The organism is Rhodoferax sp. U11-2br, assembly GCF_018619435.1.
GTDB lineage: Bacteria > Pseudomonadota > Gammaproteobacteria > Burkholderiales > Burkholderiaceae_C > Rhodoferax.
In genome coordinates this window covers 18,848-32,024 of sequence record NZ_JAHFZF010000026.1, presented here as the reverse complement: position 1 = coordinate 32,024, position 13,177 = coordinate 18,848, and the positions used below count along the sequence as shown (strand labels likewise).

The 13,177-nt window shown below is 60.4% G+C and carries 13 protein-coding genes; 5 read left to right on the top strand and 8 right to left on the bottom strand.

Annotated features, from left to right (window positions below):
* Positions 1 to 97 precede the first annotated feature (97 nt).
* The 8 genes from fdx to uvrB form a co-directional block, all read right to left on the bottom strand.
* A complete protein-coding gene (fdx, locus tag KKO72_RS15630; RefSeq protein WP_214940625.1) occupies positions 98 to 436 on the bottom strand; it encodes an ISC system 2Fe-2S type ferredoxin in 339 nt (112 codons plus the stop codon).
* Between the two features lie 31 nt (positions 437 to 467).
* Entirely contained in the window at positions 468 to 2,408 is a 1,941-nt protein-coding gene (hscA, locus tag KKO72_RS15625) for a Fe-S protein assembly chaperone HscA (RefSeq protein ID WP_214940622.1), read from the bottom strand.
* Between the two features lie 42 nt (positions 2,409 to 2,450).
* Positions 2,451 to 2,972 carry a Fe-S protein assembly co-chaperone HscB gene (hscB, locus tag KKO72_RS15620; protein WP_214940619.1) on the bottom strand — a complete coding sequence of 174 codons (522 nt, stop codon included), beginning with the start codon at positions 2,970 to 2,972 and terminating at the stop codon, positions 2,451 to 2,453.
* A 140-nt stretch (positions 2,973 to 3,112) separates the two neighbouring features.
* Complete coding sequence (gene iscA / locus KKO72_RS15615) at positions 3,113 to 3,436, bottom strand: iron-sulfur cluster assembly protein IscA (protein WP_078365744.1); 324 nt, start codon at positions 3,434 to 3,436, stop codon at positions 3,113 to 3,115.
* A 66-nt stretch (positions 3,437 to 3,502) separates the two neighbouring features.
* Positions 3,503 to 3,901 carry a Fe-S cluster assembly scaffold IscU gene (gene iscU, locus KKO72_RS15610; protein WP_078365745.1) on the bottom strand — a complete coding sequence of 133 codons (399 nt, stop codon included), beginning with the start codon at positions 3,899 to 3,901 and terminating at the stop codon, positions 3,503 to 3,505.
* 132 nt (positions 3,902 to 4,033) lie between these two features.
* Positions 4,034 to 5,254, bottom strand: coding sequence for an IscS subfamily cysteine desulfurase (locus tag KKO72_RS15605; RefSeq protein WP_214940616.1), 1,221 nt, complete (start codon positions 5,252 to 5,254; stop codon positions 4,034 to 4,036).
* 31 nt (positions 5,255 to 5,285) lie between these two features.
* Entirely contained in the window at positions 5,286 to 5,822 is a 537-nt protein-coding gene (locus KKO72_RS15600) for a Fe-S cluster assembly transcription factor (RefSeq protein WP_078365747.1), read from the bottom strand.
* A gap of 192 nt (positions 5,823 to 6,014) precedes the next feature.
* On the bottom strand, positions 6,015 to 8,144 hold the full coding sequence (uvrB, locus tag KKO72_RS15595) for an excinuclease ABC subunit UvrB (RefSeq protein WP_251140703.1): 2,130 nt from the start codon (positions 8,142 to 8,144) through the stop codon (positions 6,015 to 6,017).
* Positions 8,145 to 8,368: 224 nt separating this feature from the next.
* Between uvrB and KKO72_RS15590 the strand changes: the two genes are divergently transcribed.
* The 5 genes from KKO72_RS15590 to rsxB all read left to right on the top strand — a co-directional run bounded on the left by KKO72_RS15590 (position 8,369) and on the right by rsxB (position 13,167).
* Positions 8,369 to 8,542 carry a hypothetical protein gene (locus KKO72_RS15590; protein ID WP_214940614.1) on the top strand — a complete coding sequence of 58 codons (174 nt, stop codon included), beginning with the start codon at positions 8,369 to 8,371 and terminating at the stop codon, positions 8,540 to 8,542.
* 202 nt (positions 8,543 to 8,744) lie between these two features.
* Positions 8,745 to 9,941 (top strand): amino acid aminotransferase, encoded by a 1,197-nt coding sequence (locus KKO72_RS15585; RefSeq protein WP_214940601.1) that lies wholly within the window; start codon positions 8,745 to 8,747, stop codon positions 9,939 to 9,941.
* 83 nt (positions 9,942 to 10,024) lie between these two features.
* Positions 10,025 to 10,843, top strand: a complete 819-nt coding sequence (locus tag KKO72_RS15580) for a Rossmann-like and DUF2520 domain-containing protein (RefSeq protein WP_214940597.1) — start codon at positions 10,025 to 10,027, stop codon at positions 10,841 to 10,843.
* Positions 10,844 to 10,972: 129 nt separating this feature from the next.
* Complete coding sequence (phaZ, locus tag KKO72_RS15575) at positions 10,973 to 12,514, top strand: polyhydroxyalkanoate depolymerase (protein WP_214940594.1); 1,542 nt, start codon at positions 10,973 to 10,975, stop codon at positions 12,512 to 12,514.
* Positions 12,511 to 13,167 carry an electron transport complex subunit RsxB gene (gene rsxB, locus KKO72_RS15570; protein ID WP_214940591.1) on the top strand — a complete coding sequence of 219 codons (657 nt, stop codon included), beginning with the start codon at positions 12,511 to 12,513 and terminating at the stop codon, positions 13,165 to 13,167. Before phaZ ends, rsxB begins: the two co-directional genes overlap by 4 nt.
* Positions 13,168 to 13,177 lie beyond the last annotated feature (10 nt).

The window sequence follows — 13,177 nt, the reverse complement described above, 5'->3', positions numbered from 1 at the left end:
TGAAGGCGCAGCCGCAAGCCGGGGGACAGTCGCGGAGTCGGATACCCAGCGTGCGCTGCGGGTTAAACCAAGATGCTAATCAAGGCCCCGCCAAACCTCAGTGGTTTTCCTTGGCGTGGTTGATCGAGTACTTGGGTATCTCAATCACCAGGTCTTTTTGCGCCAGGATCGCCTGGCAGCTCAGGCGCGACTGCGGTTGCAGGCCCCAGGCGCGGTCCAGCAGGTCGTCCTCTTCTTCTTCGGACGGCGCCAGTGACTCAAAACCCTCGCGCACCACCACATGGCAGGTGGTGCAGGCACAACTCATCTCGCAGGCATGCTCGATGTTGATGTGGTTTTCCAGCAGCGCCTCGCAGATCGAGGTGCCAGCCGGGGCAACCACCTCGGCGCCCTCGGGGCAGTATTCGGCGTGGGGCAGGATCTTGATGATGGGCATGGTGGCGGCAGTTCAAAAAGGGAGATTCGGCTCAGACGGTGGCGATGTTTTTGCCAGAGAGCGCGTTCTGGATGCCCCGGTTCATGCGCAGGGCGGCAAAAGCTTCGGTGCCCTTGGCCAGCATCGCGGTGATGGCCTCGATGGCGGGCGCGTCGTCCAGGTCGCAGGCGGCACGCACCTGGCGCATCAGCTGTTCGATCTCGGCGCGCTGGGCGTCGTCCAGCAGGTCGCCATCGGCAGCCAGGGCACTTTGGGCGGCCAGGATCATGCGGTCGGCATCGACGCGAGCCTCGACAATCGCACGCACATACATGTCGCGCTCGGCCGAGGCAAAACTGTCTTGCAACATGTGAGTGATCAACTCGTCACCCAGGCCGTAAGACGGCTTGACGGTGATGTGGGCTTCGACACCGCTGGTCTGCTCCAGCGCGGACACACTGAGCAGGCCATCTGCATCCACAGTGAAGGTGACACGGATACGCGCCGCACCGGCGGTCATCGGCGGGATGCCACGCAGGGTGAAACGTGCCAGGCTGCGGCAGTCAGACACCAGGTCGCGCTCACCCTGCACCACGTGCAAGGCCAGCGCGGTTTGGCCGTCGACATAGGTGGTGAAGTCTTGCGCCTTGGCGGTGGGAATGGTTTCGTTGCGCAGCACAATGCGCTCGACCAGGCCACCCATGGTTTCGACCCCCAGGCTCAGCGGGATCACGTCCAGCAGCAGAAGGTCGCCACCGGGGTTGTTTCCAGCGAGCTGGTTGGCCTGGATGGCGGCGCCGAGCGCCACCACTTCATCAGGGTTCAGGTTGTTGAGCGGCGGCTGGCCAAAGAAGTTGCCCACGGCTTGCTGGATCTGCGGCATGCGGGTGGAGCCGCCGACCATGACCACACCTTTGACCTCGTCAACCGTGAGTTTCGCGTCACGCAGCACCTTGCGCACCGCACTCAGGGTACGTGCGGTGAGTGCGCTGGTGGCGGCATCAAAGTCCGAGCGTTTCACGTCAAAAGTGACCTGAGCCCCCGTCAATACGGCGCTGAATGTTACGGAATCTGTAGCGGTAAGGGCTTCTTTGCAGGCGCGGGCGGCGGCCTTGAGGGCGGCTTTGTCGGCCGGACTGCGGCTGTTGGTGCTGCCGAAGTTGGCACACGTGCTGGCGCATTGGGGCTCGGCACCCAGGTTGCTGCACACATTGGCCACACTGCCCGATTGCGCCGCCAGCTGGGCCAGCACCCAGTCGGCCAGGGCGTGGTCGTAATCGTCACCACCCAGGGCCGAGTCGCCGCCGGTGGCCACCACCTCAAACACACCTTGTGTCAGGCGCAGGATTGAGATGTCAAAGGTGCCACCACCCAGGTCGTAAATCGCGTAGACACCTTCGCTGGCGTTGTCCAGCCCGTAGGCAATGGCCGCAGCAGTGGGTTCGTTGATCAGGCGCAGCACGTTGATGCCGGCCAGTTGTGCGGCATCTTTGGTGGCCTGGCGCTGGGCGTCATCAAAGTACGCGGGCACGGTGATCACCGCACCAAACAGGTCGGTATTGAAAGTGTCTTCGGCGCGGTAACGCAGGGTGGCCAGAATCTCGCCACTGAGTTCGACCGGCGACTTCTCGCCGTGGGCCGTCATCAAGCCCAGCATGCCGGGGTGGTCGACAAACTGGTACGGCAGTTTGTCGGCCAGCGCCACGTCCTTGAGGCCACGACCCATGAAACGTTTGACCGAGCTGATGGTGTTGACCGGGTCATCCACCCCCGCCTGCAGCGCGTCCCAGCCAATCTGACGGCCACCACCCGCCAGGTAACGCACCACAGAGGGCAAGATCACCCTACCCTGGTCGTCGGGCAGGCATTCGGCCACACCGTGGCGCACCGAGGCCACCAGCGAATGGGTGGTGCCCAGGTCAATGCCCACGGCAATACGGCGTTGGTGCGGGTCAGGCGTCTGGCCTGGTTCGGAGATTTGGAGTAACGCCATGGTGTCTAGAGGGTGACAGGCCGCGTGACGGCCTGGGGAAACTTAAAGTTCAAGTTGGTCAAGCCGCTTGTCCACATCGGCCGCAAAACGCTCAACAAACATCAGCGCACGGACCTGGCCCACGGCCTCGGTGTAAGCCTGCTGCTGGTCGATCAGCTGCTCTATTTTTTGCAGCACCTCACGGCTGGCTTGCTGGACCTGCTGGCTGATTTGCTCAAGGTCATCGGCACCTTCGGCCTCGTCCAACGCTTCGCGCCAGGCCATTTGCTGCATCAGGAAAGCAGGTGGCATGGCGGTGTTGTTTTCGGCATTGACCGGTGCACCGTGCAATTCACACAGATAGGCCGCGCGTTTGAGCGGGTCTTTGAGGCGTTGATACGCCTCATTGATGCGCACCGACCACTGCATGGCGATGCGCTGGGCGGCAGCGCCCTGGTCGGCAAATTTGTCGGGATGGGCCTGGCGCTGCAGGTCTTTCCAGCGCGCATCAATCTGCGTTCTGTCCTGGGCATACGTCTGCGCCAGGCCAAACAGCTCAAAGTCGTTGGATTGGAGAGATTTCAATTGAAACAGCCCTTTTCGTGATGGAAAGCGTAGCGAGCAGATGTCAGGCTAGGCGCACGGAGCGCAGGAACCGAAACGTACTCTCGGTACGTGAGGATTTCGAGCACCGCGCAACGACGCATGGCAACTGCGCAGTAGCTTTACACACGAAAAGACTCGCCGCATCCGCAACGGTCTCGTTCATTCGGGTTGTTGAACTTGAAACCTTCGTTCAAGCCTTCACGCGCAAAGTCGAGTTCGGTGCCATCGAGGTACACATAACTCTTGGGGTCGATCATGATCTTGACGCCGGGTGCGTCGAGCACCATGTCGTCCTCCCCCACGGAGTCCACATATTCCAGCGTGTAGGCCATGCCTGAGCAGCCGGTGGTTTTGACACCCAGGCGCACACCCACGCCCTGGCCACGCTTGGTCAGGTAGCGGGCAAGCTGCGCGAGCGCCTTGTCAGTGAGCGTAATTGCCATGATGTCTTAAGAGGTCTGTTCAGGCTGACACCGCTGCCGGGTCAGGCCGGGTGTCGCCAGGAAGATTTAAGCCGCTTGTGTTTCTGTGTGTTTTTGGCGGTAGTCATTGACGGCCGCCTTGATGGCGTCTTCCGCCAGAATCGAACAGTGGATTTTGACAGGTGGCAGGGCCAATTCTTCGGCGATCTCGCTATTTTTCAGCGCAGCGGCCTGGTCGAGCGTTTTGCCCTTGACCCATTCGGTGACCAAAGAGCTTGACGCGATGGCCGAACCACAGCCGTAGGTCTTGAAACGGGCATCTTCGATCACACCGGTTTCGGCATTGACCTTGATCTGCAACTTCATCACATCACCACAAGCCGGCGCACCGACCATGCCGGTGCCCACCGAGTCGTCACCCTTGTCAAACGAGCCAACGTTGCGGGGGTTTTCGTAGTGGTCGACTACTTTTTCAGAATATGCCATGGTTGTTCTCCTTCAAATCTGTCTCAAAAAACGCGGCCTAAACCAGAGATGCCGTGGAACCGGCTTCGCCGGGCCGCTGGCATCGCCCCCTTGATGGGGAGTCGGCGCCAGCCGACACAGGGGTGCTCTTTTTTAGTGAGCTGCCCACTGAATCGTGGAAATATCGATGCCTTCTTTGTACATGTCCCACAAGGGGCTGAGTTCGCGCAGCTTGACCACGTTGACCTTGATGGTTTCCACCGCAAAGTCGATGTCAGCCTCGGTGGTCCAGCGGCCAATCGTCATGCGCAGGCTGCTGTGGGCCAGCTCGTCACTGCGGCCCAGGGCGCGCAGCACATAACTGGGTTCCAGGCTGGCCGAGGTACAGGCTGAACCGCTTGACACGGCCAAGCCCTTGATGCCCATGATCAGCGACTCGCCTTCGACGTAGTTGAAGCTCATGTTGAGGTTGTGCGGCACACGCTGGGTCAGGTGGCCGTTGATGAACACCTGTTCAATGCCTTGCAGGCCCGCCAGCATGCGGTCATGCAAGGCCTGAATGCGCTTGTTTTCCTCGGCCATTTCTTCCTTGGCAATGCGGTAAGCCTCGCCCATGCCCACGATCTGGTGGGTTGGTAAGGTGCCGCTGCGCATGCCGCGTTCATGGCCACCACCATGCATCTGCGCTTCGATGCGGATGCGTGGTTTACGGCGCACAAACAGGGCACCAATGCCTTTGGGGCCATAGGTTTTGTGCGAGGTCAGGCTCATCAAGTCGACCGGCATCTGGCTGATGTCAAAGGCCACACGGCCGGTGGCCTGGGCCGCGTCCACATGGAACACCACACCCTTGCTGCGGCAAATCGCGCCGATGGCGGCGATGTCCTGGATCACACCAATCTCGTTGTTGACAAACATCACACTGGCCAGGATGGTGTCGGGGCGAATGGCTGCGGTGAAGGCATCCAGATTGACCAGACCATCGGACTGAACATCGAGGTAAGTCACCTCAAAACCCTGGCGCTCCAGCTCACGACAGGTGTCGAGCACCGCCTTGTGCTCGGTTTTCACCGTGATGATGTGTTTGCCCTTGGTCTGGTAGAAGTGCGCGGCACCTTTGAGGGCCAGGTTATTGGACTCGGTGGCGCCCGAGGTCCAGACAATTTCGCGCGGGTCGGCGCCAATCAGTGCGGCCACATGGCCACGGGCTTGTTCAACGGCGGCCTCGGCCTCCCAGCCCCAGGCGTGGCTACGCGAGGCCGGGTTGCCAAAATGCTCACGCAGCCAGGGGATCATCGCGTCCACCACCCGCTGGTCGCAGGGGTTGGTGGCGCTGTAGTCCATATAAATCGGGAAATGTGGGGTGCTGTCCATGGGTGACTCTCTTTCAGGTTGAAGAGACAACTTACATTTTTGAGAAGGCGTTGCCCAGGGCAAACACCGAATTGGGCGCGTTGACACGCATCGGCTTGATCACCGGCAGGCTGGAGATGGCGCGTTTGAGCGAAGGTTTTTCTTCCATCTGGAAACCCTTGGCCAACTGGTCGTCAACCAGTTTTTGCAGACTGACCGAGTCCAGAAACTCAACCATCTTGACGTTGAGCGAGTCCCACAGATCATGGGTCATACAACGGTGGCCTTCACCCAGGCAGTTGCTTTTGCCGCCGCACTGGGTGGCATCCATGGGCTCATCGACCGAGCTGATGATCTCGGCCACGGTGATGTTGTTGGCGGGTTTGGCCAGGGTGTAACCACCGCCAGGGCCGCGGGTGGACTCCACCAGGGCATGGCGGCGCAGTTTGCCAAACAGCTGCTCCAGATACGACAGGGAAATTTGTTGGCGCTGGCTGATGGCCGCCAGGGTGACCGGTCCGTTGGCCTGACGCAGGCCCAGATCGATCATCGCGGTAACCGCAAAACGGCCTTTGGTGGTGAGACGCATGGCAAACTCCTGACAATCGGTTAAAAACCAGCCGACTGGGTTGTCGACTAACGGAGTCAAGTATAGCAAAAACCCAGCGCCGCAGTCGGATAAATAGACTGAATGGTAATTTAATAAGGTTATTCCGCAGACAGGCACAAATTCAATAGCACTCAGCCCTTGTGATCAAAGGGCTAGAGGCCAATTTGGCACTTATTTGCCAGCAGGCACCAGCAGTGCGATGTTGTCGCTGCCTGGCGCACCGAAAGCCTGTTCTTTCAGAATCGCCAGCTGGTCGCGCACCCGCGCCGCCTTCTCGAACTCAAGATTGCGGGCGTGCTCCATCATGAGTTTTTCCAGGCGTTTGATCTCGCGTGAGATGTCTTTTTCGCTCATCTCTTCGACCTGCGCACGCTGCATCGCATCGCGTTCCAGCTTCTCGGCCTCTTTGCCCGCCTTTTCGCTGTAGACGCCGTCGATCAGGTCGCGGATCTGTTTGACGATCGAGCGTGGTGTGATGCCGTTCTTGAGGTTGTGCGCCACCTGTTTGGCACGGCGACGCTGGGTCTCACCCATAGCGCGTTCCATCGAGTCAGTGATCTTGTCAGCGTAGAGGATCGCCCTGCCCTCCAGGTTACGTGCGGCGCGGCCAATGGTCTGGATCAGCGAACGTTCGGAGCGCAAAAAACCTTCCTTGTCTGCATCCAGAATCGCCACCAGCGAGACCTCGGGAATGTCCAGGCCTTCGCGCAGCAGGTTGATACCCACCAGCACGTCAAACGCGCCGAGGCGCAGGTCACGCAGAATTTCGACCCGCTCCACGGTGTCGATGTCGCTGTGTAAATAACGCACCTTGACACCGTTGTCGCTCAGGTAATCGGTGAGCTGCTCGGCCATGCGTTTGGTCAGCGTGGTGATCAGCACCCGCTCGTTTTTCTCGACACGGATGCGGATCTCTTGCAACACGTCGTCGACCTGGCTGCTGGCCGGACGCACTTCGACCTCGGGGTCGACCAGACCGGTCGGGCGCACCAGCTGCTCCACCACCTGACCGGCATGGTCCTTTTCCCACTGCGCGGGTGTGGCCGAGACAAAAATCGCCTGGCGCATACGTGTCTCAAACTCTTCAAACTTGAGCGGCCGGTTGTCCAGCGCACTGGGCAGGCGAAAACCGTACTCCACCAGCGTGGTTTTGCGCGAGCGGTCGCCATTGAACATGCCGCCAAACTGGCCAATCAACACGTGCGACTCATCCAGAAACATCACCGCGTCTTTGGGCAGGTAATCGGTCAGTGTGGCGGGTGGTTCACCGGGTGCGGCGCCACTCAAATGCCGAGAGTAGTTCTCGATGCCTTTGCAGTGGCCGACCTCGGACAGCATTTCCAAATCGAACCGGGTGCGTTGCTCCAGACGCTGGGCTTCCACCAGCTTGCCTTGGCCCACAAACTCCTTGATGCGGTCGGCCAGCTCAATTTTGATAGCCTCCACCGCCGACAACACCTGCTCTCTGGGTGTGACGTAGTGGCTGCTGGGGTAAACCGTGAAGCGCGGAATTTTTTGCCGGATGCGTCCAGTAAGCGGGTCAAACAGTTGTAAGGACTCAATCTCGTCGTCAAACAGCTCGACGCGGATCGCCATCTCGGAGTGTTCAGCCGGAAAAATGTCGATGGTGTCACCACGCACCCGAAAGGCACCACGGCTGAAGTCCATGTCGTTGCGCTGGTACTGCATACGCACCAGCTGCGCAATCATGTCGCGCTGGCCCATTTTGTCGCCTGCGCGCAGCGTCATCACCATCTTGTGGTACGCCTCGGGCTGGCCAATACCGTAGATCGCCGAGACGGTGGCCACAATCACCACATCACGCCGCTCCAGCACACTCTTGGTACAGCTCAGACGCATCTGCTCGATGTGTTCGTTGATGGCCGAGTCTTTTTCAATGAACAAATCCCGCTGCGGCACATAGGCCTCGGGCTGGTAGTAGTCGTAATAACTAACGAAATACTCCACCGCATTTTTCGGGAAAAACTCGCGAAACTCGCTGTACAGCTGCGCCGCCAAGGTTTTGTTCGGTGCAAACACAATCGCCGGGCGCCCCAGCCGGGCGATCACATTGGCCATGGTGAAGGTTTTGCCCGAGCCGGTCACACCCAGCAGGGTCTGAAACACCTCACCGTCTTCTACACCCTCGACCAGCTGATTGATGGCTTCGGGCTGGTCGCCAGCAGGCGGGTACGGCTGGTACAACTCAAACGGTGATCCAGGAAAGCTGACGAACTGGCCGCTGCGCGCGGGCTCGGCATCGTCAGGGGAAACCAGGTTCAGCGGGCTCGGTGCGGACATCTTGGGGTTTTCACTCGGTCAATAACAGGCGGCCATGTTATCCAATCCTGAGCTCAGACCCGGGTGAAGCTCTGCTGAACCACAACGTGTGGCGCCCCATAACCCTGATCACAGCAGGTATTTGGTGAGGCCAGCACAGGCTGTTGGGTTCATTGGGCGTACTGTTCGGTCTGACAGGTGACTGTTGCGTTCACGAGTTTTCCAACCTTTTTTGTGAGGTGACTATGCGCTCTGATCTGAACGAGTTTCTGACCAAATATATGGCCATCGTGGGGGCCGCGGTGATGCTGGTGGGTTTTGTGGCCTTTGTGGTCACCGCCTACGACGAAAATCGCGTGGACAACCAGTACTCGGCCCTGCAAAACACCAGCACACCGAGCAGCAACTCCGGGTCCTGAGCCGCTGCACGGCAGTTGGTAGCGCGGCAGCGGCCCGCGCGACATTTTGGGGTTCTCAGGGGGGCCACTGGGCAGTTGGGTCAATTGATCGAGACTGGGTGCGCAAAAAGCGGATTTGAGCGCCTCACCTTGTCAGTAAAATGCTTGGCTGGCCGGTCACTGGCTGACCGCGTCACCCCACCCCACTCCACAGGACTTTTCCATGTCACTCTTTTCCGCTGTCGAAATGGCCCCCCGCGACCCGATTCTGGGTCTCAACGAGCAATTCAACGCCGATACCAACCCCGCCAAGGTCAACCTGGGTGTGGGTGTTTACTTCGATGACAACGGCAAGCTGCCGCTGCTGCAATGTGTGCAAGCCTTTGAGAAAACCATGATGGACAAACCCACCGCGCGTGGTTACCTGCCCATCGACGGTATTGCAGCTTACGACGCAGCGGTCAAAAGCCTGGTGTTTGGCACCGACAGCGAGCCCGTCAAGAGTGGCCGTGTGGCCACCATCCAGGCCCTGGGCGGCACCGGTGGCCTGAAGATTGGCGCTGACTTCCTGAAAAAACTCAACCCAACCGCCAAGGTGCTGATCTCTGACCCGAGCTGGGAAAACCACCGCGCGCTGTTCACCAACTCCGGTTTCACGGTGGAAAGCTACCGCTACTACGACGCCACCACCCGTGGTCTGAACTTTGCCGGCATGCTGGCCGACCTGAACGCTGCCGCCGCTGGCACCGTGGTGGTCTTGCACGCCTGCTGCCACAACCCGACTGGCTACGACATCACCGCCGCCCAATGGGACGAGGTGATCGCGGTGGTCAAGGCCAAGGGCCTGACCCCCTTCCTGGACATGGCCTACCAAGGTTTTGGTTACGGCATTGCCGAAGACGGCGCGGTGATTGGCAAGTTTGTCGACGCGGGCCTGGACTTCTTTGTCTCGACTTCTTTCAGCAAGAGCTTCAGCCTTTACGGCGAACGTGTGGGTGCCCTGTCGGTGCTGTGCGCCAACAAGGAAGAAGCCAGCCGCGTGCTGAGCCAGCTCAAGATTGTGATCCGCACCAACTACAGCAACCCGCCCACCCATGGCGGCGCGATTGTGGCCGGTGTGTTGGGCAACCCCGAGTTGCGCGCCCTGTGGGAAGCTGAACTCGGCGAGATGCGTGTGCGCATCAAAGCCATGCGCCAGAAGCTCGTCGACGGCCTCAAAGCCGCCGGTGTCAAGCAGGACATGAGCTTCATCACGCAGCAGATTGGCATGTTCAGCTACTCTGGCCTGAGCAAGGACCAGATGGTGCGCCTGCGCAGCGAGTTTGGTGTGTATGGCACCGACACCGGTCGCATGTGTGTGGCTGCGCTCAATAGCAAAAACATCGACTACGTCTGCGCCAGCATCGCCAAAGTGGTCTGATTCACACATTTAAGTAACAAATCGCTGCCTAGCCCTTATGCATTAAGGGCAGGCAGCTATTTTTTTATGAGTCAACAACTGCCATGACCAGTCTCAACATCATCGGCGCGGGCCGTGTGGGCCAGACGCTGGGGCGGCTGTGGGCGAGCTCTGGTGTGTTCCAGATCCAGGGTGTGCTGGCACGCTCGATGGCCAGCGCACAACAGGCGCGGGACTTCATCGGTGCAGGGAACGCTGTGACCGATTTGAGGGCCTTGCCAGCCGCTGACGTCTGGATGTTGTCGGTGCCCGACAGCCAGATCACCACGGTGGCCCAGGCTTTGGCAACTCTGGACAGGCCCCCTGCCCTGGTGTGCCATTGCAGCGGCGCATTGGGCTCATCCGAACTGGCGTCACTGGGCCAACTCGGCTGGCAGATGGCCAGTGCCCACCCCTTGCTGAGTTTTGCCCAGCCCGAACGGGCGCTGGCCCAATTTGCCGGTACACCCTGTGCGCTGGAGGGGGATGCGACAGCACTGGCCGTGCTGGAGGACGCCTTTAGCCGGATCGGTGGGCGCTGTTTTGCCCTGTCTGCGCAGAACAAACTGCTCTACCACGCCGGTGCGGTGTTGGCCACCAACTTCCTGCCGGTGCTGCAGGATCTGGCCGAACAGCTGTGGCAGCACAGCGGCATGCCCGAAGATCTGGCGCAGCAGATGCGCCGCACCCTGCTGCAGAACGCGGTGAACAACATCGTGGCGCTCGGCCCACAGGCCGCCCTGACCGGCCCAGCCGCCCGTGGTGACACGGCCCTGGTGGCTCGGCAACAGCAGGCACTGGCGGACTGGCAGCCGCAGGTCGGTGAGGCGTATGCCGCCCTGAGCCAGCTGGCAACCCGGCTGGCCCGGCGTTCAAACCCCTGAAAGATCTGGACAAACGCACCCTGCCCCGCTGGTCTGCCTTTCTTTGGCCGCTTGGTGATTCAACCGATGTACTTTTTGGCCAGGACTGCTATATTGCACTGCAACATAAATTAACCCAAAGGTGACGCCGTGCTCTACAAACTTTATGAAACCCAGCGCTCGCTGATGGAGCCACTGACCGACCTGGCCGCGTCAGCTGCCAAGCTGTACGCAAACCCGCGCTCAATCTGGGGCATGCACCCGATGTCGCAACGCATTTCTGCGGGTTATGACCTCTTGCACCGCCTGGGAAAGGACTATGAAAAGCCCGAGTTTGGTCTGCGCACCGCCGATGTGGACGGTGTCGACGTGGCGATCCATGAGCGGGTTGAGCTCAAGAAACCGTTTTGTGAACTGCGCCGATTCAAACGCTTCACCGACGACCAGGCCACCCTGACCAAACTCAAGGACCAGCCTGCGGTGCTGATTGTGGCGCCGCTCTCTGGACACTACGCCACCTTGCTGCGGGACACGGTGAAAACCATGCTCAAGGACCACAAGGTCTACATCACTGACTGGACCAACGCACGCCTGGTGCCGCTGTCCGAGGGGGACTTCCACCTCGACGACTACGTCAACTATGTGCAGGAATTCATCCGCCACCTGCAGGCCCGCTACGGCAACTGCCATGTGATGAGTGTCTGCCAGCCCACGGTGCCGGTGCTCGCAGCGGTGTCGCTGATGGCCAGCCGGGGTGAGTTGACACCCTTGAGCATGGTCATGATGGGTGGCCCGATTGACGCCAGCAAATCACCCACCAAGGTCAACAATCTGGCGATGAACAAGAACCTGAGCTGGTTCGAGAACCATGTGATCTACCGCGTGCCCAGCCGCTTTCCTGGCGCCGGGCGCAAGGTTTACCCGGGCTTTCTGCAGCATTCGGGTTTTGTCGCGATGAACCCGAGCAACCATGCCCGCAGCCATTACGACTATTTTCAGGATCTGATCAAAGGCGACCGCTCCAGCGCCGAAACCCACCGTAAGTTCTACGACGAGTACAACGCGGTGCTCGATATGGACGCGCACTACTACCTGGAAACCATCCAGACCGTGTTTCAGGACCTCAAGCTGGTCAACGGCACCTGGCATGTACGCGGTGTGGACGGCCAGATCGAACATGTGCGCCCGCAGGACATCACCAAGACCGCGCTGCTCAGTGTGGAAGGTGAACTCGACGATATTTCCGGCTCGGGCCAGACCGAGGCGGTGCACGGCATCTGCAGCGGTGTGCCCAAAAGCATGCAGGAACACTATGAGGTGGAAGGTGCCGGCCACTACGGCATTTTTGCCGGGCGGCGCTGGCGCGAAATGGTCTACCCGAAGGTCAAGGCCTTTATCCTGCGTTACCAGCCACCGGTGGTGAGCAGTGTGCCCGCGCTGAGCGCCAGCCCTGCGGTGGCGGCACAGACCGAGCTGCAATCGGACACGGCGGTGCTTGTGGCTGCCACCGCGCCCCAAAAAGCAGACGCAGCAACAACTGTCACACCAACACCCGCCCCCAAACCAGCGGCCAGGGCTAAAACTGTCAAAGCCCAACCTGTCGCACCCGTCGCCAAAACACTGGCTGCTGACGTGCCGCCAGTGGCAAGCAAACCCGCCGCCCGAAAAAGGGCAATACCCCGTACCGCATGACCCCTCTGGCACAAGACATTCTGGCGGCCCTGCCGCAAACCCAATGCACCCGCTGCGGCTACCCGGACTGCGCCGCCTACGCGCAAGCGGTGGCCAACAGCGAGGCCGACATCAACCAGTGCCCCCCAGGGGGCCAGGAGGGCGTGGCCAGGCTGGCGGCCCTGACTGGCCAGACGGCCAAGCCACTGAACCCGGTGCATGGTGTGGAAGGCCCGCGCAACACGGTGTTCATCGACGAAGACTGGTGTATTGGCTGCACCCTGTGTATCAAGGCTTGCCCGGTGGACGCGATTGTGGGCGCCAACAAACTGATGCACACGGTGATCGAGGCCCACTGCACCGGGTGTGAGTTGTGCCTGCCGGTATGCCCGGTGGACTGCATCCGGGTCGAGAACACCAGCGGCACGGCCACCGGCTGGGCCGCCTGGTCACAGGCAGACGCCGACAAAGCCCGCGAACGCTACTCCTTTCATAGCTATAGGCTCAAGCAGGACGAGGGCCTCAATGAGAAAGAGCTTGAAATCACGGATCAAGAGAACCGGACGCATCCGGCACCCGCCAGCGAACCCGTGGTACCCGACAAAAAACGCGCCGTGATCGAAGCGGCGCTGGCCCGCGCCCGGGCCAAACGCGAAGCCAGCCCGGCGCCTTGAGGCTTACGGC